Here is a 19888-nt window from a genome sequence, read left to right on the forward strand (position 1 = left end):
CCTTGATACGTGCGACTTAGTTCTTGGCTTTGTCGACGATCTTGTTGGCACCGATCCACGGCATCATGGAACGCAGTTGCTCGCCGATGACTTCGATACCGTGGGCGGCGTTGTTACGACGCTTGGCGGTCATCGAAGGGTAGCCGGTCGCGCCTTCGCTGATGAACATCTTGGCGTATTCGCCGTCCTGAATACGTTTCAGGGCGTTGCGCATCGCCTGACGGGACTCGGCGTTGATCACTTCCGGGCCGGTCACGTACTCGCCGTATTCGGCGTTGTTGGAGATCGAGTAGTTCATGTTGGCAATACCGCCTTCGTACATGAGGTCAACGATCAGCTTCAGTTCGTGCAGGCATTCGAAGTAGGCCATTTCCGGCGCGTAGCCAGCTTCAACCAGGGTTTCGAAACCGGCTTTCACCAGCTCAACGGTACCACCGCACAGGACGGCTTGTTCGCCGAACAGGTCGGTTTCAGTCTCGTCCTTGAAGGTGGTTTCGATGATGCCGGTACGACCACCGCCGACACCGGCAGCGTAGGACAGTGCAACGTTCTTGGCGTTGCCCGAAGCGTCCTGGTAGATCGCGATCAGGTCAGGGATACCGCCGCCCTTGACGAACTCGGAACGTACGGTGTGGCCCGGAGCCTTCGGCGCAATCATGATCACGTCGAGGTCAGCGCGCGGCACAACCTGGTTGTAGTGGATCGCGAAGCCGTGGGAGAAGGCCAGGGTGGCGCCCTTCTTGATGTTCGGCTCGATTTCGTTTTTGTACAGCGCGGATTGGAATTCGTCCGGGGTCAGGATCATGACCAGATCGGCAGCCGCCACAGCGGAAGCCACGTCAGTCACTTTCAGGCCGTGGGCTTCAGCCTTGGCAACGGTCGCCGAGCCTTTGCGCAGGCCAACGGTGACGTCAACGCCGGAATCTTTCAGGTTGCACGCTTGAGCGTGGCCCTGGGAGCCGTAACCGATGATGGCGACTTTCTTGCCCTGGATGATCGACAGGTCACAATCTTTATCGTAATAAACTTTCATGAGGTTCCTCTATATATCCAGGCCGTAAGGCCATTCGCTAATTGGGTTAGATGCTGAGTACTTTGTCGCCACGGGCAATCCCGGTGACACCACTGCGTACGGTTTCCAGAATCGAGGCCGTCCCGATCGACTGGATGAAGCTGTCCAGCTTGTCGCTCGTACCGGTCAGTTGAACGGTATAAACGCTGGCGCTCACATCGACGATCTGCCCGCGATAAATATCGGTAGTGCGCTTGATCTCGGCACGCTGGGCACCCGTGGCCTTGACCTTGACCAGCATCAGCTCACGCTCGATGTGGGCACTTTCCGACAGGTCGACCAGCTTGACCACTTCGATCAGCTTGTTGAGGTTCTTGGTGATCTGCTCGATCACCTCATCGTGGCCCACGGTGGTCAACGTCAGGCGCGACAGGGTCGGGTCTTCGGTCGGGGCCACGGTCAGGCTTTCGATGTTGTAGTTGCGTTGCGAAAACAGGCCGACAACACGAGACAGAGCGCCGGGTTCGTTCTCCAGAAGCAGGGAGATAATGTGCCGCATGATTAAGTACGCTCCGTCTTGTTCAGCCACATGTCGCGCATAGAGCCGTCTTTGATCTGCATCGGGTAGACGTGCTCGCTGGTATCCACCTGAATATCGATGAACACCAGGCGGTCCTTCATGGCGAACGCCTCTTCCATTTTCGGCTTCAGATCTTTCAGATCGGTGATGCGCATGCCGACGTGGCCATAGGCTTCAACCAATTTGACGAAATCCGGCAACGATTCCATGTAGGAGTGGGAGTGACGGCTACCGTAGCTCATGTCCTGCCACTGGCGAACCATGCCCAGCACGCCGTTGTTCAGGCAGACGATCTTCACCGGAAGGCCGTATTGCAGGCACGTTGACAGTTCCTGGATGTTCATCTGGATGCTGCCTTCACCAGTCACGCAGGCAACGTCGGCATCCGGAAAGCTCAGCTTTACGCCCATGGCCGCCGGAAAACCAAAGCCCATCGTGCCCAGGCCACCGGAGTTGATCCAGCGGTTAGGCTTGTCGAACTTGTAGTACTGCGCGGCGAACATCTGGTGCTGGCCCACGTCGGAGGTCACAAAGGCATCGCCCTTGGTCACTTCGCACAGGGTTTCGATCACGGTTTGTGGCTTGATGATGCTGCCGTCGCCCTTGTCGTACGGGAACAGCCCGCGATCACCGCGCCATTCGTCGATCTGCTTCCACCAGCTGGCAACGGATTCCTTGTTCGGCGTTTCGCCGATGTCCTTGAGCGCGGCGACCATTTCGGTCAACACACTTTCCACCGGACCCACGATCGGCACGTCGGCCTTGATGGTCTTGGAGATGGACGCCGGATCGATGTCGATATGGATGATCTTGGCATTCGGGCAGAACTTGCTCGCGCCGTTGATCACGCGGTCATCGAACCGTGCGCCGACCGCCAGAATCACATCGGCGTGGTGCATGGCGAGGTTGGCGGTGTAGCTGCCGTGCATGCCGAGCATGCCGACGAACTGACGGTCCGAGCCCGGGAATGCGCCAAGACCCATCAAGGTATTGGTGACCGGCAGGTTGAGCAGCTTGGCCAATTCTGTGAGCGGTGCGGAGCCGCCCCCCAGAATCACGCCGCCGCCGGAGTACAGCACCGGGCGCTTGGCCGCGAGAAGCATTTCCGCCGCCTTGCGGATTTGTCCCGAGTGCCCACGCACGGCCGGGCTGTAGGAGCGCAGCTTGGCTTTCTTCGGGAAAATGTATTCGAATTTCTCGGCCGGGTTGGTCATGTCCTTGGGAATATCCACCACGACAGGGCCCGGGCGACCGGATTGTGCGAGGTAGAACGCCTTTTTCATGATTTCCGGAATTTCCGACGCGTGCTTGATCATGAAGCTGTGTTTCACGATCGGGCGGGAGATACCGATCATGTCGGTTTCCTGGAACGCGTCGGTACCGACCATGGTGCTGGCGACCTGGCCGGAAATGATCACCATGGGAATGGAGTCCATATAAGCAGTCGCGATGCCAGTGATGGCATTGGTTGCGCCTGGGCCGGACGTTACCAGTACCACGCCGGCTTTACCGGTGGCACGGGCATAACCGTCAGCCATATGGGTTGCGGCCTGTTCGTGGCGAACCAGGATGTGGGTAACAGCCGGTTCCTTGAACAGTGCGTCGTAGACATGCAGCAGAGCACCACCTGGGTACCCGTAGATATAGTCGACGCCTTCGTCACGCAAAAAGCGGACGAGCATCTCACCGCCAGATAAAAGCTCCACGTTGTTCACCTCTAAAACGCCAGAATACCGTCCGTTAAAAACCGACGGGTCTTAATAGGTTTACTTCTCAACAGAGCATGAGCGACGGTGGTCGCCGACTACGTCAGCACTGACTGAGCAAGTATTGGGATCGTCCCAAGTGTTGCGGGCTTTTCCCACCCAGCGCGAGGTAACGCGTTGCGGGTGTTACAGGTCGGCGCGGGTGTGCGCCTCATGATCTGCCGAGCGGGACTGCTTCTGGCAGTCCCGATACAGCGGACTTTGGATTCTTCTGTTTCAGGCCCTTCAAGTCAAGCAATAATTGCGCTTTTTTCCGACTAAGCGCATGAGAACGTAGAAGAAAGGCCTGTGAGGAGGGATAAAACTCGCCTGAATGTCGTCAAGCGGTAGAAATATGCGCAAGACTGCCGGAAAAACCGACAGTCAGGCAATTAACCAGCGTCAGCGATCAGTTGGTCGAACTTTTTCAGCGCATTACGCAAGCCAAGGCTCTCTCGCGGACGGTCGGCGTAGACCATTTCGGCCATTTCCAGAATGCCGGAAGCATTGGGCAAAGGCAGATCCTGTTCGAGGATCTGCTTCATGCGTACCAGGAATATCCATTGCAGCCATTGGTGAAAATCCAATGTGTCGACCGAAAAAGGCTCGACGCTGCTAAGCGCCTCGGCGCTGGGGGGCACTGCGTCCCACCAGCCCTGCACGCGCAACTCTCGCTCGATCAATAACAACTGCTCGGCAATCGCCGGGAACCGCCCATCCATCAGAGGCTGACCTTGGCTTTTGCCCGAGCCTGGGCAGCGCCGGCAGCGTCGCCCTGGGCGGCACGCGCGTCACCGATCAACCCCCACAGGCTGGCTTGCAGGTCGGGGCGACCGTTGGCCAGGGTCAAACCACGGCGAGCGAACTGCTCGGCTTGCGGCGCATCACCCTGGGCCAGGCGCACCTGGGCCAGGCGATACAACACTTGTGGTTCGCGAGGAGCAACGCGTTGAGCACGCTCGAGGCTCGACGACGCGCCATTGAGATCACCACCGGCCTGCTGTTGCTGGGCGGTGGTGAGCAGCGCCAGTACCGGGCCATCCAGTTGTTCGTCAGCCGACAGGCCGCCGGCACTGGACGACGAAGGAATACCGCTCGGCGTCGATGGCATGGTGTAAGCGCCCTGGTTGACCGGCGCCGTCTGGATCGGCGTGGAATCGATCGGCGCCGAAGTGCCTGGGCCTGGTGTCCAGGGTTCGGCGCTGATCGGGGCCGCGGTTGCAGCGCCACTGCCAGGCACCATCACCACCACGCCCGAATCCTGTGGCATTGCCTGAGGCTTGGCCTGTGCCGGGCGGTTGGTCACGGTTTGACGAAACCCGCCATTGGCCGAAATCCGGTCATTATTGGAGACGTTGGTACTCGAATCCACCACCGGAATCGAGCCGCGTTGCACGCTGGAGCAACCGCCGAGCAAAGCCAGAACGGTAATCGCTGGAATCCACAACTTGTTCACTTGAAACCCTCTTTGCTTAATTCATCCAGCCCTTGACCCAATCCATCACCGAGTCCGCGTCAGCAGGGGCGCTGCCCCCGCATGCGGCACCGGCTGGTGGCTCGCTGCCGCGAATATACGGCATCTGCACCGCTCCCGGGCAGTTGGCATCCGAACCCTGGCCCGTGTGCGGATCAATCCAGGCCTGCACGATATTGTCCGGCTGCGGCATGTTGAGTGGCAACGGGTCTGCCTTGCGCATGAAGCTGGTCCAGACCTGCAGCGCACCGGTCGCTCCGGTGAATGGCGTCTTGCCATTGTCGTCACGGCCCAGCCACACCACGGCCAATACGTCCTGGCCAAAACCTGCGAACCAACTGTCGCGCGAATCGTTACTGGTGCCGGTCTTGCCCGCCAGCGTCAGGTTCGACGGCAGCACGCTGTAGACCGAGCGCCCGGTACCTTCACGCATCACGCGCTGCATGGCGTTCTGGATCAGGTAGATGGAGCCCGCGTCGAAGCGTTGCTGGATCTGGAACGGGTAGCGCTTGAGCGGTTCGCCCTCGGCGGTCAACACGCTGCGAATACCGCGCATCGGCGTATTAAAGCCACCGTTGGCCAAGGTCTGGTACATGGTGGCCACTTCCATCGGGCTCATGGCCGCCGCACCCAGCAACATCGAGGGGAACGCCGGGAACTCGCGCTCGATACCCAGTCGCGCCAGGGTTTTCAGCACATTCGGCACACCGACTTCCAGCCCTAGGCGCGATGTCGAGATGTTGTAGGAATGCGCCAGCCCCTGATACAGGAACACGGTGCCGTGGGAGCGGCGGTCGAAGTTCTTCGGCGTCCACACCTGGCCATCGGCGCCTTTGATCGACAGCGGGTCATCCGACAGCCAACTGGTCAGCGTGTACTTGCTCGGTTTTTCCAGGGCGGTCAGGTAAACCGCCGGCTTGACCAGCGAGCCGATCGGGCGCACGGCATCCAGCGCGCGGTTGAACCCGGCGAAGCTGGCCTGACGGCTACCGATCATGGCCTGGACCTCGCCGGTTTCCGGGTTGGTCACCACCATCGCGGCTTCTACTTCATCGGAGCCTTTGCGGCCTGTCAGGCGCTTGAAGGTGTCATTGACCGACGCTTCGGCTTTCATCTGCAGGATGGGGTCGAAGCTGGTGAAGATTCGCAGGCCTTCCTCGGTCAAGTCTTCGTCGCGATAGTCCTCGCGCAGTTGGCGTTTGACCAGGTCGATAAAGCCGGGGAATGAGCTATCTGCCAGCTTGCCGCGGGTGGTGACACCCAGCGGCATTTTCTTCGCGGCCGCGACCTGCTCGGCCGTGGCGACGCCCTGCTGTTCCAATACATCGAGTACCAGGTTGCGGCGCTCGAGCGCACGCTCAGGGTTGCGACGCGGGTTGTAATAGGACGGGCCCTTGACCATCCCGACCAGCAACGCGACCTGGTGCAGCTTCAATTCGGACAACGGCTGCCCGAAGAAGAACTGGCTGGCCAGGCCGAAACCGTGCACCGCGCGCTGACCATCCTGGCCGACGAAGACTTCGTTGAGGTACGCCTCGAGGATTTCCTGCTTGCTGTAATGCAACTCCAGCAGCATCGCCATCATGGCTTCGGTGAGCTTGCGGGTGAGGCTGCGCTCATTGGTCAGGTAGAAGTTCTTCACCAATTGCTGGGTGAGCGTGCTGCCGCCCTGGGTCATCTTGCCGCCGGAAGTATTGACCCACACCGCGCGGGCAATCGATTTGGGCGAGACGCCCCAGTGGCTGTAGAAGTCGCGGTCTTCTACTGCTACCAGGGTTTCCAGCAGATACGGCGGCGCCTGATCGAGCTTGATCAGGATCCGGTCTTCAAGATTCTTCGGGTAGATACCACCGATCATCAGCGGCTCAAGGCGTACCACTGGCAGCTTGGCGCCGTTGAGCGACGACAACTCAGCCACGTAATCGCCGGAAAAACGCACGCGTACCGGCTGGGCTTTTTCCAGGCCTTCGTAGAACTGGAAGCCGCGGGTGTTCAGGTCGACAGTATTGCCGCTGACGGCCGCCGCGCCCGGGCCGTTGCTCACAGGTTCGCGGCGATAGCCCAGCGCATCGAGTTCGGTGAGGAAGTCCTCCTTGCTCAACTTCTGGCCGGCGAACAATTCCAGCGGGCGTGCGTACACCTTGGCCGGGATGGTCCAGCGCTTGCCGGAGAACTTCTCCTGGACCACGGCGTCGAGATACACCGCCACGCCGGCGAGCGCCACAAGGCCAACCAGGCCGAGCTTGAGCGCCCAGCCCAGCCACGGGCGCAGGCTGCGCGAAGGAGGTTTTTTACGGGAACGGGGAGATCGGGTTCGAGTCATGGCGGCGGATTATACGCACTTTATTAACGATCAACATGAGCCGGACAGCGGTTTGCACGACCGCCCGTAGCGGCCATAATGCTTGCCATGATTTCTCCCAGACTTTGAAGGATCGCCCGTGAGCCAGTCCCTGATTGCCGCCCTGCAAAACCCGGCTTTGTACCCGCATCCGGTGGAAGCGTTTCAAGTCATTGAAACCCATATTTCCTGGGTGATCCTGACCGGTCCCTATGCTTATAAACTGAAGAAACCGATGAACTTCGGCTTCCTCGATTTCACCGACCTGGAAAAGCGCGGCCATTTCTGCAACGAAGAACTGCGCCTCAACCAGCGCCTGACCGAAGATTTGTATCTTGAAGTGTTGCCAATTACCGGCACCGCCGACGCACCGCAATTGGCGGGCGACGGCCCGGTGATCGAGTACGCGCTGAAAATGCGTCAGTTCCCGCAAAGCCAGATGCTGAGCACCTTGCAAGCCAACGGTGAACTCACCAGCGCGCACATAGACGAAATGGCCAGGCAGATTGCGCACTTCCACCTCAACGCGCCCAAAGTCGCGCAAGAGCACCCGGCGGGCACTCCGGAAGAAGTGATGGCACCGGTCCGCCAGAACTTCGAACAGATCCGCCCGTTCCTGAGTGACAAGGCCGACCTCATTCAACTGGAAGCCCTGCAAGCCTGGGCGCAAAGCAGCTTCGAACGCCTCAAGCCATTGCTGGAGCAGCGCAAGCTCAACGGTTTTACCCGTGAATGCCATGGTGATATCCACCTGGGTAATGCCACGCTGATCGATGGTCATGTAGTAATCTTCGACTGCATCGAATTCAACGAGCCGTTCCGCTTTACCGACGTGTACGCCGACACCGCATTCCTGGCGATGGACCTGGAAGACCGTGGCCTCAAATGCCTGGCACGCCGGTTTATCAGCCAGTACCTGGAACTGACCGGCGATTACCAGGGGCTGGAGTTGCTGAATTTCTACAAGGCTTATCGCGCACTGGTGCGGGCGAAAGTTGCGCTGTTCAGCATGCCGAGCGAAGCCGACCCGGTGCAACGTGCCACCACCCTGCGCCAGTACCGTAATTATGCCAATCTGGCGGAAAGCTACAGCACGATTCCGTCGCGCTTCCTGGCCATCACCCATGGGGTTTCGGCCGTGGGCAAAAGCCATGTAGCCATGCGCCTGGTCGAGGCCTTAGGCGCTGTTCGCCTACGCTCGGACGTGGAACGCAAGCGCCTGTTTGGCGAGCAGCAGGTCGAAAACACCCCGCAAGCCGGCATCTACAGCGAGGACGCCAGCGCTGCGACGTACACACGCCTGAATGAAATGGCCGACACCGTGCTGCGCGCCGGTTTCCCGGTGGTGCTGGATGCCACCTTCCTCAAACGCGCACAACGTGACGCGGCGGCCCGGGTTGCCGAAGCCACCGGCGCCCCGTTCCTGATTCTGGATTGCAATGCCCCTCAGGCCGTCATCGCCAGTTGGCTGGCACAACGTCAGGCAGATAAAAACGATCCGTCCGACGCAACGTTGCTGGTTATTGAAGAACAAAACGCCAGTCGTGACCCGCTGACCGCTCAAGAGCTGCTGTTGAGTAAACGCGTCGAGACCAATGAAAGCGGGACGCTCGATGCATTGGTCGGGCATATTCGTCAACGCTTGCCCGGCCTGTAAGAAATATTTCTTGGTCGTGTCGTCTACTTTGGCGCACGACCCTGCAATAGTGGCACTATAATGGCGCCATAATACCAACAGGAGTCGCCGTCATGAGTCAGCCCAAGCTTCTTGATACCCCGCTCTACGCGCTCCTGCACAAGGACGACATCCGGGGCTTCAATCAGGAGCGCCCCGAAAGCGGCGTTATCGACATGCGCGGCGGCGACTTCCGAGGGTTGGACCTGCGCGAGCTGAACGCTGCGGGGATCGACTTTACCGACGCCTATTTCCGCTCCGCCGACCTGCGCGGGCTGGATTTGCGCGAGTGTTCACTGGAAGGCGCCAGCCTGGCCCATGCGCAGATTTCCGGTACTTACTTCTCACCCGACCTGACGGCTGACGAGATTCTGATGTCGGTGAATTTCGGTACCCGCCTGCGTTACCGCACCAAATAACCTCAAGACTCCGGCTCCCGGCTGCTTTCAAGCTCGCCGGGCGTTTTCCCGTGCCTGGCATGCAGCGTCATTCTTATAAGCTTTTCAGCCGTTCTCGAGCAAAGAATCACGCTTTTCCTACTGAGCGCTACACTCATTTTCAGGCTTGCCTGGTCACGATACCCACCGCACCATTCGGCCGTCGCAAGGAGGCTCGATGAACGATGAGCTGCAACACCTGAAGAATCTTGGCAAGACGTCGGCGCAGTGGCTGCATGCAGCGGGCATCCACAGCGCGTCCGACCTGCGCCGCCTGGGCGCGGTCGATGCTTACCGAGCCGTGCGAACTCGCGGGTTCCGGGCATCAAAAGTGTTGCTGTATGCGATTGAAGGCGCATTGATGGACGTGCATTGGAATGACATTCCCACGGAGCGCAAAGAGGCGTTGAACCTACAGTTGGAGGCGCTCTCAACGCGCCAGAAGACGTAGATTCGCCGATCAATCCAGTAGTATTTTCAGGATTTTTGAGAAAAGTAGGGGAATGTTGTTGACTCTCAAATGAGAATCGTTATGATTATCACAGCTGGTCGCGAGATCAGCCGATAACTGAAAGACCATTGGTTCGGACTCTCAGATTATCTCCTCATCAGGCTAATCACGGTTATTTGACCCGGCTCTTGCCGGGTCTTTTTTTGCCTGCAAGACGCCGGACTCAACGCGCGATGATCAACGGATGACCACGCTCCGGGTGCAACTGCACCAGCACATCCAGACCAAATACCGCCTTGAGCAGCTCGGGGCGCAGCACCTGTGCGGGCGTGTCGAGCGCACGCGGGCATCCGTTTTCCAGCAACAGGATGCGATCACAGTAACGCGCGGCCAGGTTCAGGTCATGCAGGATCACCAACACCGCTGCGCCACGATCGGCAAAACGCCGGATCGCCTGCAAGGTCGTGTGCTGATGCAACGGATCGAGCATCGATGTCGGCTCATCCAGCAATAGGGTCTGGCCCGCCTCGCCCGGCCACAATTGCGCCAATACACGGGCCAGGTGCACCCGTTGACGCTCCCCGCCCGACAACGCCAGGTAACTGCGACCACTCAAGTGCCCCACATCCGCCGCGTGCAGTGCCGCGCTGATGATTTCCTCATCACGTACTCGCCCGGTCTGATGCGGCAAACGCCCCAGTCCTACCACCTCTTCGACACGGAACGCGAAGTCCAGGGTCGAGCTCTGGGGCAGTACCGCCAAGCGCTGGGCTCGTTGCGCGCCGCTCCATTGCTTTAACTCTTGCTGATCCAGCCAGACCTTGCCCTGGTCAGGGGTCAACTCGCCGCACAGCGCACTGAGCAAGGTACTTTTGCCTGCACCATTGGGGCCCAATACGCCGAGCACTTCGCCGGGCAGCAGCTCCAGGGTGATATCCGCCAATACGGTCTTGCGCCCGCGGCGGACCTGCAACGCTTCCACCCGCAGCATCAGGCGCGCCCTCGCAGTAATAAATAGAGGAAAAGTGGCGCGCCAATAAACGCGGTGACAATACCGATCGGCAGTTCCGCCGGCGCCAATGCCAAACGCGCCACCAGGTCCGCCAACAGCAACAAACTCGCGCCCGCCAGTACCGAAGCCGGCAACAATACGCGGTGGTCCGGTCCGGCCAGCAACCGCACCAGATGCGGCACCACCAACCCGACAAAGCCGATCATGCCCGCCGCAGCCACCGCCGCACCAACACCCAGCGCCGTACAGAACACCAGCTCACGCTTGAGCTTTTCAACATCAATGCCCAGGTGACTGGCTTCGGACTCACCCAGCAACAGCGCATTCAAGGCTTTCGCCCGGCGCGGCAACCACAGCGCCACGCCCGCGCTCACCAGCAGCAACGGCCATAAACGTGAATAGCTGGCACCATTGAGGCTGCCCAGGTTCCAGAATGTCAGGGTGCGCAAGGTGGCGTCGTCCGCCAGGTAGGTAAACAGCCCCACCGCGGAACCGGCCAGGGCTGTCAGCGCGATGCCGGCAAGCAACATCGTCGCGACGTTGGTCTGGCCATTGCGTCGGCCCAGTCGATACACCAGCGCCGTCACGCCCAGGCCGCCCAGAAACGCGCAAATCGACAAAAGATACGGCCCGAGCGCCTCCGGCAGCCCGCCAAACAACGAGCCGCCAACAATGGCCACCGCAGCCCCCAGCGCCGCGCCACTGGACACACCCACCAAGCCAGGATCGGCCAGCGGGTTGCGAAACAAGCCCTGCATCGCCACGCCCGACAAGGCGAGCACACCGCCCACGGCCAGGCCCAGTAACGTGCGCGGCAAGCGAATCTGCCCCAGGATCAACTCTGCCTGTTCGAGCCCCTGGGCCTCAATCGGCACTCCGATCATTCGCAACGCCGCCCTGAGCGTGTCGAACAACGGCAGGCTGACCGGTCCCAGGGCCAATGAAAGCCAGATCGCCAGCAGACATAACAGCGCCAGCCCGATAAACAGCGTTTTCGGTTTGACCAACCGGGTCATGGGGCGGGTTCAGCCTGGGACGGGTAAAACCCAGCGGACAATTGCACCAGGCTTTGCGGCAAGCGCGGCCCGAGCCCGCCCACCAACAGCGTCGGGTCCAATTCCATCACCCGGCCGTTCCTGGCCGCTGGCGTGGAAGCGAGGATGGGGTTTTCCTTGAACAACGCCACCCGAGCCGCTTCACCACTGAGCGCCCGATCAGCAACTACCAGCACATCCGGGCTCAACCCGGCCAGCGACTCCGCCGAGAACGGCTTGTAACCGCTGTGAGTCGCCAGGTTATGGCCCCCGGCCTGCTGCAACATCCAGTCAGCGGCGGTGCCCTTACCGGCGATCAACGGTTTGCCGCCGGCATGCCCGAGCAACAGCAACACGCCTGGCGTTTTTTGCGTCAAGCGGGCCTTGGTCACCCAGGCTTTCTGTTGATCCAGCGCCTGCTCATATGCGGCAAACAATTCGTTGGCCTTGGCCTCGCTGCCCAGCAGCGTGCCCAGGTGCGACAGGTTGGCTTTCAGGCTGGGTAAGTCCGGCTGCGCCGAGAACATCTCTACCTGCACCCCCGCATTGCGGATCTGCGCCAGCACCGGTGGTGGCCCCATCTCTTCGGTCCCCACCAGCACCTGCGGGCGCAGGCTGAGAATGCCCTCAGCCGACAATTGGCGCTGATAACCAATACTGGGCAATGCCTTGAGCGACGCCGGATGCTGGCTGGTGGTGTCCACGCCGACCAGCTTCGGCTCACCTCCCAATGCCGTCACCCATTCCGATAACGCGCCACCGGCGCTGACCCAGCGTTGCGGCAGGTCCAAGGCTTGGGCCGCGTGGCTGACCAGCAGTCCGGCAACTAGCGCAATAACGCTGGCACTCAGGCGCATAACAGGGTTTCCTTCCAAGGCGGGGCCGCTCAAGCACTCATTGATGTGACAGATAAACCCTACCCGGCATCGTAGTGAGCACCCGATCAGCTGACGGGCGAAGCGGGCATTTGATAATTGTTTGCATTTGAACGTCAAGGCACTTAAGGATTGAAATGAAGTTTCTCTGCCCCTCCGAGGCCTTGGCGCCCGACAGCAGCCTCGGTTTTGATATCGACGGTTGCAAACTGTTGGCCGTGCGGCGCGCTGGCGTTGCCTACTTCTATGTCAACCGCTGCCCTCATCGCGGCGTCCCACTGGAATGGCAACCGGACAGCTTCCTCGACTCAAGCGCCAGCCTGATTCAATGCGCCACCCATGGCGCGCTGTTCCTGATCGAAAGCGGCGAATGCATTGCCGGCCCGTGCGCAGGCCAAAGCCTCACCGCCCTGCCCGGCCGCGAAGACGCACAAGGCCTGTGGGTGCAACTCTAGTTGCCCAACAGCACCTTCAACGGCCGTTCGATACAGATTTCTTCAGGTGTGACCCGCACGCCGTACGCCAGCACCTCCACACCCGCTGCCTTGGCCTCACGCAACGCGGCGGCATAACCCGCGTCAATTTCCACGGCTGGGCGCACCGCATCGATCCCCGACAAATTAACGCAGTACAACTGCACCGCCCGCACACCTTCACGCGCCAGGTGGGCCAGCTCCCGCAAGTGCTTGGCACCGCGCTGGGTCACCGCATCAGGGAAAGCCGCCACGGAGGAGCCATCAAAGCCCAAGGTGACACTTTTGACTTCGACAAACGCCGCCCCGTGCGGGTATTCCAGGCGAAAATCGATCCGGCTTCGTTCCTGACCGTAAGGCACTTCGCGTTTCAACGCGGTAAAGCCGTTGAGTTCAGTGATCAGCCCCGCGCGCAGTGCCTCTTCGACCAACTGATTGGCGCGTGCCGTATTGACGCAGGCCAGCCGGCCCTGGGGCGTTTCGGCGATTTCCCAGGTACCGGGCAATTTGCGCTTGGGGTCGGCGGAACGGCTGAACCAGACTTGGCCGCCTTCGACCATGCAGTTGAGCATCGAACCGGTGTTCGGGCAGTGAATGGTGAGCAACTCGCCGGTAACGGTTTCGATATCGGTGAGAAAACGCTTGTAGCGGCGGATCAGCCGCCCTTCTTCGAGGGGAGGATGAAAACGCATCAGCCTTGCCAACTCCGCAGGCCACGGGCAATCCGCTCCACCGCCTCTTGTAGCCGATCAAGGTTTTGCGTGTAGGCAAAACGCACATGATGACCCGCCTGATAGCGACCGAAATCCAGCCCGGGGGTAAAGGCTACATGTTCGGTTTCCAGGAAATGGCGACAGAACGCGAAGGCATCTCCACCAAACGCGCTGATATCGGCATAGAGATAGAACGCGCCTTCGGGCTCTACGGCGATACCGAATCCCAACTCACGCAGGGCCGGCAGCAGGAAATCACGGCGCCGGCCAAATTCGGCGCGGCGCTCCTCCAGAATGCCCAGGGTTTGTGGGGTGAAACAGGCCATGGCGGCATGTTGGGCCATGCTCGGCGCGCTGATGTAGAGGTTTTGCGCCAACTTCTCCAACTCACCGACGGCTGCAGGTGGCGCCACCAGCCAGCCCAGGCGCCAGCCGGTCATGCCGAAATACTTGGAAAAACTATTCAGGACGAAGGCATCGTCGTCGACTTCCAGCACGCTCGCGGCGTCGGTGCCGTAGGTGAGCCCGTGATAGATCTCATCCACCACCAGATGGCCGTCGCGCGCCTTGATGGCGTTGGACAGGTCGGCCAGTTCGTCCCGCGTCAGAAGCGTCCCGGTCGGGTTGGCCGGGGAGGCAACCAGCGCGCCGACGCTGTCCTGGTTCCAGTGTTGCGCCACCAGGTCGGCGGTCAATTGGTAGCGTACTTGCGGGCCGACCGGCACCAGCTGCGCCGCGCCCTCGATCAAGCGCAGGAAATGCCGGTTGCAGGGGTAGCCCGGATCCGCCAGCAGCCAGTGCTTGCCCGGATCCACCAGCAGGCTGGTGGCCAATAACAACGCACCGGAGCCGCCGGGCGTGATCAGAATGCGCTGCGGATCGATGTTCAACCCGTAGCGCTGCTGGTAGAAACCGCTGATCGCCTCGCGCAATTCGGGCAGCCCACGGGCGGCGGTGTAACGGGTCTTGCCATTGGCCAACGCGGCCTGGCCTGCCTGGATAATCGGTTCGGCGGTGGTGAAATCCGGCTCACCGATTTCCAGATGGATCACGTCGTGGCCGGCTGACTGCAGCTCATTGGCGCGCGCCAGCAATGCCATGACATGAAAAGGTTCGATGGCGCGACTGCGCGCACTGTAGGGCTGAGCCATTAGCCTTCCTAGACGGTGAGGACAAAATCAGGATTCTACCGAACCCTCGCGATAAAACATGTTCTATTGCCTGCCCGGCCGACTTCACGGCCAGGCAAGCGCCGGCAAAACGACTAAAATCAACATTCGAGACGGGACATACCCAGCCACGACGGGCCGCTGCAGTTTGCAACCCCCGACGCGACAGGCTCGACAACCGGGAGTGGCGCACCCCGAATCTATCTGGTAAGTTCGCCCGCTTGCAGCCGCAGGGCCGGCAGGTGTCGGTGACGTTGCAATCCTGCGCAATGGATTAGAAGAGTGAGAGGCGGTCTATTCATGTCCACCCAAGCAAAGCAACAGCAGACTCAAGGCCTCGGCGGCTTCGAACCCTATGTGGAAAAAAAGGGCGAGGAGTACATGGGCGAGCCCATGCGCGAGCACTTCACCAAAATCCTGAACAAGTGGAAACAGGATTTGATGCAGGAAGTCGACCGCACGGTTGACCATATGAAGGACGAAGCAGCCAACTTCCCTGACCCGGCCGACCGTGCCAGCCAGGAAGAGGAGTTCGCCCTCGAACTGCGCGCCCGTGATCGCGAGCGCAAGTTGATCAAGAAGATCGACAAGACCCTGCAACTGATCAAAGACGAAGAATACGGCTGGTGCGAATCCTGCGGCGTCGAGATCGGTATTCGTCGCCTGGAAGCCCGCCCGACCGCGGACCTCTGTGTAGACTGCAAGACCTTGGCCGAAATCAAGGAAAAACAGGTCGGCAAGTAATGCTTGTCGAGCTGAACGAATGGGGCGTGCGAACGCCCCATTTTTGTTGCTGGCGTTTACCGATTTTCCAGTAGTATCCGGCCCATGACTGCCTCTACCTATATCGGGCGCTTCGCCCCCACGCCCAGCGGCCATCTGCACTTCGGCTCCCTGGTCGCCGCCCTCGCCTCCTACCTCGATGCCCGCGCCAATCAAGGCCGCTGGCTGATGCGCATGGAAGACCTCGACCCACCCCGTGAAGAACCCGGCGCCCAGACGGCAATCCTGCATGCCCTGGAAAGCTACGGTTTTGAATGGGACGGCGAACTGGTCCGCCAGAGCGAGCGGCACGACGCCTACGCCAAGGTATTGAACGACTTGTTCAACCACGGCCTGGCCTACGCCTGCACCTGCTCGCGCAAACAGCTGGAGCCCTACAACGGGATTTACCCCGGGCTTTGTCGCAATGCCGGCCACGACCAGCAAGACGCCGCTATCCGCTTGCGCGTGCCCGAGCTTGAATACCATTTTACCGACCGCGTACAGGGCGAGTTCCGACAGCACTTGGGGCGCGATGCAGGCGACTTCATCATCCGCCGCCGCGACGGCCTGTACGCCTATCAATTGGCCGTGGTCCTGGATGACGCCTGGCAAGGCGTTACCGACATCGTGCGCGGCGCCGACCTGCTCGATTCCACGCCACGCCAGCTTTACCTGCAGGAATTGCTTGGCCTGCGCCAGCCGCGTTATCTGCATGTGCCCCTGATCGTCCAGCCGGACGGTCACAAACTGGGCAAGTCGTACCGTTCGCCACCGCTGACCGCAGACCAGGCCACGCCATTGTTACTCAGAGCGCTACGCGCCCTTGGCCAGCCGGCCGGTGACGAGCTGCTTTACGCCAGCCCCAGGGAACTGCTGGATTGGGGCATTCGGCAGTGGGATGCCACGCGGATCCCGCGCACACTCACCCTGGCCGAAGCGCAATTGAACTGAAGGCGCTTGCAGCTTGCCAGCCATCCGTTACCATCGCCGCAATTCTTCAATCAGAGGCCAACATGTACATCTATCGATTGGTCCTGCTGCTGGTCGTCGGGATCTACCTGTTTTCCCCCGCCATCATGGACTGGTGGATCGATGCCACGGGCGCCTGGTACCGTCCTTATCTGCTCTGGCTGATCCTGATCGTCGTGACCTTCATCCTGCAGAGCCAAAAAGATGCCGATGAGCTTTAGCCTCACCCAGATGCTGCTGATCAGCGCCGCCTACCTGGCGGCGTTGTTCGGCGTCGCCTGGATCAGTGAGCGTGGAATGATTCCGCGGGCGATCATTCGCCATCCCTTGACCTACACCTTGTCCCTGGGCGTATACGCCAGCGCCTGGGCGTTCTACGGTACGGTGGGCCTGGCCTATCAATATGGCTACGGTTTCCTCTCCAGCTACCTGGGGGTGTCCGGTGCGTTCCTGCTGGCGCCGGTGCTGCTGTACCCGATTTTGAAAATCACCCGCACCTATCAGTTGTCCTCCCTGGCGGACCTGTTTGCCTTTCGTTTTCGCAGCACCTGGGCCGGCGCACTCACCACGATTTTCATGCTGATCGGCGTGCTGCCGTTGCTGGCCCTGCAGATCCAGGCAGTGGCCGACTCGATCAGCATCCTCACCCGCGAGCCGGTGCAACATCGCGTTGCCCTGGCCTTCTGCGCATTGATCAGCCTGTTCACCATTTTCTTTGGCTCACGCCATATCGCCACCCGCGAAAAACACCAGGGCCTGGTGTTTGCGATTGCCTTTGAGTCGGTCATCAAGCTGGTCGCCATCGGCGGTGTCGGCCTTTATGCGCTCTACGGCGTGTTCGACGGCCCGCAACAGCTGGAATTGTGGCTGCTGCAAAACCAGACCGCCCTCGCCGCCTTGCACACGCCCCTGCAGGAAGGCCCCTGGCGCACGCTACTGCTGGTGTTCTTCGCCTCGGCGATCGTGATGCCGCACATGTACCACATGACCTTCACCGAAAACCTCAACCCACGCTCATTGGTCAGCGCCAGTTGGGGTTTGCCACTGTTCCTGCTGCTGATGAGCCTGGCGGTGCCGCTGATTCTGTGGGCCGGCCTGAAACTGGGGGCCACCACCAACCCTGAGTATTTCACCCTCGGCATCGGCATCGCCGCCAACAGCCCGGCCCTGGCGCTGTTGGCGTATGTCGGCGGTTTGTCGGCGGCCAGTGGCTTGATCATTGTCACCACGCTGGCACTTTCCGGGATGGCCCTCAACCACCTGGTGCTGCCGCTGTACCAACCACCGGCCGAAGGCAACATCTACCGCTGGTTGAAATGGACGCGCCGCGCGCTGATCGTCGCGATCATCATGGCCGGCTATGCCTTTTATCTGCTGCTGGGCGCCGGGCAGGACCTGGCCAACCTCGGCATCGTGGCCTTTGTCGCCACCTTGCAGTTCCTGCCGGGCGTACTCTCGGTGCTGTACTGGCCGACCGCCAATCGCCGTGGCTTTATCGCCGGGTTGCTGGCGGGCATCCTGGTGTGGCTGGTGACCATGCTGCTACCGCTGGTCGGCAACCTGCAGGGTTTCTACATACCGTTGCTGAACATGATTTACGTGCTGGATGACACCAGCTGGCACATGGCAGCAATCGCGTCGCTGGCCGCCAACGTCCTGATGTTCACCCTGATTTCGCTGTTCACCAACGCCAGCCCCGAAGAAACCAGCGCCGCCGAGGCCTGCGCGGTAGACAACGTGCGTCGCCCGCAACGCCGCGAACTGCATGCGGCCTCGCCCCAGGAATTCGCCACGCAACTGGCCAAGCCGCTCGGCGCCAAGGCCGCGCAAAAGGAAGTCGAACAGGCCTTGCGCGATCTGTACCTGCCGTTCGACGAGCGCCGTCCCTATGCGCTACGGCGCCTGCGTGACCGTATCGAAGCCAACCTGTCCGGGCTGATGGGTCCCAGCGTGTCCCAGGACATGGTGGAAACCTTCCTGCCCTACAAGGCTGGCGGCGAAAACTACGTGACCGAAGACATCCATTTCATCGAAAGCCGGTTGGAGGACTATCACTCACGCCTCACCGGCCTCGCCGCCGAGCTCGATGCCCTGCGCCGTTATCACCGCCAGACGCTGCAGGAACTGCCGATGGGCGTGTGTTCCCTGGCCAAGGACCAGGAAATCCTGATGTGGAACAAGGCCATGGAAGAGCTTACCGGCATCGCCGCGCAACGCGTGGTCGGCTCTCGCCTCAATACCCTCGGCGACCCCTGGAAAGAATTGTTGCAAGGTTTTATCAACCTGCCCGATGAGCATTTGCACAAGCAGCACTTGGCCCTCGACGGCCAGACCCGTTGGCTCAACCTGCACAAGGCCGCCATTGACGAGCCCCTGGCCCCGGGCAACAGCGGCCTGGTGTTGCTGGTGGAAGACCTCACCGACACCCAGATGCTCGAAGACAAGCTGGTGCACTCCGAGCGCCTGGCCAGTATTGGTCGCCTGGCCGCCGGCGTGGCGCATGAGATCGGCAACCCGATCACCGGTATCGCCTGCCTGGCGCAGAACCTGCGGGAAGAGCGCGAGGAAGACGGTGAAATCACCGAGATCAGCGGGCAGATCCTGGAGCAGACCAAGCGCGTGTCGCGCATCGTGCAGTCGCTGATGAGCTTCGCCCACTCCGGCGCCCATCAGAATCAAGACGAAGCGGTGTGCCTGGCCAAAGTGGCGCAGGATGCCATTGGGCTGCTGGCCTTGAACCGGCGCAATTTCGAAGTACAGTTCTTTAACCTGTGCGATCCGGACCACTGGGTCGATGGCGACTCACAACGCCTGGCCCAGGTCCTGATCAACTTGCTGTCCAACGCCCGCGATGCAACGCCCGGCGGCGGCGCGGTACGCGTCAAGACCGAGGCTTTCGAACATACGGTCGATCTGATCGTCGAAGACGAAGGCAGCGGCATTCCACAGAACATCATGGACCGACTGTTCGAACCCTTCTTCACCACCAAGGACCCGGGTGAAGGTACCGGTCTGGGCCTTGCACTGGTCTATTCCATCGTTGAAGAGCATTATGGACAAATCACCATCGACAGCCCGGCTGACACCGAAAGCCAACGCGGCACCCGTATCCGGGTGACCTTGCCGCGTCATGTCGAAGCGACGTCCGCTGTGAACTGAGACC

Annotated in this window: 19 protein-coding genes; 8 read left to right on the forward strand and 11 right to left on the reverse strand. The window is 60.7% G+C overall.

Going from position 1 to position 19888, the window contains the following annotated elements; translation table 11 throughout:
* Positions 1-16: 16 nt before the first annotated feature.
* The 6 genes from ilvC to mrcB all read right to left on the reverse strand — a co-directional run bounded on the left by ilvC (position 17) and on the right by mrcB (position 7134).
* Positions 17-1033: a ketol-acid reductoisomerase gene (gene ilvC, locus C4J84_RS21640; protein WP_003176099.1), complete on the reverse strand. Its 1017-nt coding sequence runs from the start codon at positions 1031-1033 to the stop codon at positions 17-19.
* Between the two features lie 46 nt (positions 1034-1079).
* Positions 1080-1571, reverse strand: a complete 492-nt coding sequence (ilvN, locus tag C4J84_RS21645; protein WP_003176102.1) for an acetolactate synthase small subunit — start codon at positions 1569-1571, stop codon at positions 1080-1082.
* A 2-nt stretch (positions 1572-1573) separates the two neighbouring features.
* Positions 1574-3298, reverse strand: a complete 1725-nt coding sequence (locus C4J84_RS21650) for an acetolactate synthase 3 large subunit (RefSeq protein WP_124364410.1) — start codon at positions 3296-3298, stop codon at positions 1574-1576.
* A 431-nt stretch (positions 3299-3729) separates the two neighbouring features.
* Complete coding sequence (locus C4J84_RS21655) at positions 3730-4059, reverse strand: YqcC family protein (RefSeq protein WP_124371875.1); 330 nt, start codon at positions 4057-4059, stop codon at positions 3730-3732.
* Positions 4059-4793, reverse strand: a complete 735-nt coding sequence (locus tag C4J84_RS21660; protein ID WP_124371876.1) for a M48 family metallopeptidase — start codon at positions 4791-4793, stop codon at positions 4059-4061. The genes C4J84_RS21655 and C4J84_RS21660 overlap by 1 nt, the downstream gene beginning before the upstream one ends.
* Positions 4794-4809: 16 nt before the next feature.
* The gene (gene mrcB, locus C4J84_RS21665) at positions 4810-7134 is read right to left on the reverse strand and encodes a penicillin-binding protein 1B (RefSeq protein WP_124368359.1); all 2325 of its coding nucleotides are present in this window, start codon (positions 7132-7134) and stop codon (positions 4810-4812) included.
* Positions 7135-7252: 118 nt separating this feature from the next.
* Here mrcB and C4J84_RS21670 point away from each other — a divergent pair, with 118 nt between their 5' ends.
* The 3 genes from C4J84_RS21670 to C4J84_RS21680 all read left to right on the forward strand — a co-directional run bounded on the left by C4J84_RS21670 (position 7253) and on the right by C4J84_RS21680 (position 9715).
* On the forward strand, positions 7253-8809 hold the full coding sequence (locus tag C4J84_RS21670) for a bifunctional aminoglycoside phosphotransferase/ATP-binding protein (protein WP_124371877.1): 1557 nt from the start codon (positions 7253-7255) through the stop codon (positions 8807-8809).
* Between the two features lie 92 nt (positions 8810-8901).
* On the forward strand, positions 8902-9246 hold the full coding sequence (locus tag C4J84_RS21675) for a pentapeptide repeat-containing protein (RefSeq protein ID WP_124371878.1): 345 nt from the start codon (positions 8902-8904) through the stop codon (positions 9244-9246).
* A 196-nt stretch (positions 9247-9442) separates the two neighbouring features.
* Positions 9443-9715, forward strand: coding sequence for a TfoX/Sxy family protein (locus C4J84_RS21680; RefSeq protein ID WP_124371879.1), 273 nt, complete (start codon positions 9443-9445; stop codon positions 9713-9715).
* Between the two features lie 223 nt (positions 9716-9938).
* Here C4J84_RS21680 and C4J84_RS21685 read toward each other — a convergent pair whose 3' ends face one another.
* From C4J84_RS21685 to C4J84_RS21695, 3 genes are read right to left on the reverse strand one after another with little or no spacing between them, the layout of a single operon-like run.
* On the reverse strand, positions 9939-10706 hold the full coding sequence (locus tag C4J84_RS21685) for a heme ABC transporter ATP-binding protein (RefSeq protein WP_124371880.1): 768 nt from the start codon (positions 10704-10706) through the stop codon (positions 9939-9941).
* Complete coding sequence (locus C4J84_RS21690; RefSeq protein WP_164487693.1) at positions 10706-11689, reverse strand: iron ABC transporter permease; 984 nt, start codon at positions 11687-11689, stop codon at positions 10706-10708. The genes C4J84_RS21685 and C4J84_RS21690 overlap by 1 nt, the downstream gene beginning before the upstream one ends.
* 50 nt (positions 11690-11739) lie before the next feature.
* Positions 11740-12618: a hemin ABC transporter substrate-binding protein gene (locus tag C4J84_RS21695; RefSeq protein ID WP_124371881.1), complete on the reverse strand. Its 879-nt coding sequence runs from the start codon at positions 12616-12618 to the stop codon at positions 11740-11742.
* A gap of 155 nt (positions 12619-12773) precedes the next feature.
* Between C4J84_RS21695 and C4J84_RS21700 the strand changes: the two genes are divergently transcribed.
* Complete coding sequence (locus C4J84_RS21700; RefSeq protein WP_124368364.1) at positions 12774-13091, forward strand: Rieske 2Fe-2S domain-containing protein; 318 nt, start codon at positions 12774-12776, stop codon at positions 13089-13091.
* Here C4J84_RS21700 and sfsA read toward each other — a convergent pair.
* Entirely contained in the window at positions 13088-13801 is a 714-nt protein-coding gene (sfsA, locus tag C4J84_RS21705; RefSeq protein ID WP_124371882.1) for a DNA/RNA nuclease SfsA, read from the reverse strand. The genes C4J84_RS21700 and sfsA overlap by 4 nt on opposite strands.
* Positions 13801-14973 (reverse strand): pyridoxal phosphate-dependent aminotransferase, encoded by a 1173-nt coding sequence (locus C4J84_RS21710; protein ID WP_124371883.1) that lies wholly within the window; start codon positions 14971-14973, stop codon positions 13801-13803. Before C4J84_RS21710 ends, sfsA begins: the two co-directional genes overlap by 1 nt.
* Positions 14974-15291: 318 nt before the next feature.
* On the opposite strand from C4J84_RS21710, the gene dksA reads away from it, so the two are divergent.
* The 4 genes from dksA (at position 15292) to C4J84_RS21730 (ending at position 19884) form a co-directional block, all read left to right on the forward strand.
* Entirely contained in the window at positions 15292-15735 is a 444-nt protein-coding gene (gene dksA, locus C4J84_RS21715; protein ID WP_003194150.1) for an RNA polymerase-binding protein DksA, read from the forward strand.
* Positions 15736-15819: 84 nt separating this feature from the next.
* A complete protein-coding gene (gene gluQRS / locus C4J84_RS21720; RefSeq protein WP_124371884.1) occupies positions 15820-16707 on the forward strand; it encodes a tRNA glutamyl-Q(34) synthetase GluQRS in 888 nt (295 codons plus the stop codon).
* Positions 16708-16769: 62 nt separating this feature from the next.
* Positions 16770-16946: a hypothetical protein gene (locus C4J84_RS21725; RefSeq protein ID WP_003176118.1), complete on the forward strand. Its 177-nt coding sequence runs from the start codon at positions 16770-16772 to the stop codon at positions 16944-16946.
* The gene (locus C4J84_RS21730; RefSeq protein ID WP_164487673.1) at positions 16930-19884 is read left to right on the forward strand and encodes a sensor histidine kinase; all 2955 of its coding nucleotides are present in this window, start codon (positions 16930-16932) and stop codon (positions 19882-19884) included. Before C4J84_RS21725 ends, C4J84_RS21730 begins: the two co-directional genes overlap by 17 nt.
* The last annotated feature ends 4 nt before the right edge of the window (positions 19885-19888 follow it).

The organism is Pseudomonas sp. R11-23-07, from assembly GCF_003852295.1.
GTDB lineage: Bacteria > Pseudomonadota > Gammaproteobacteria > Pseudomonadales > Pseudomonadaceae > Aquipseudomonas.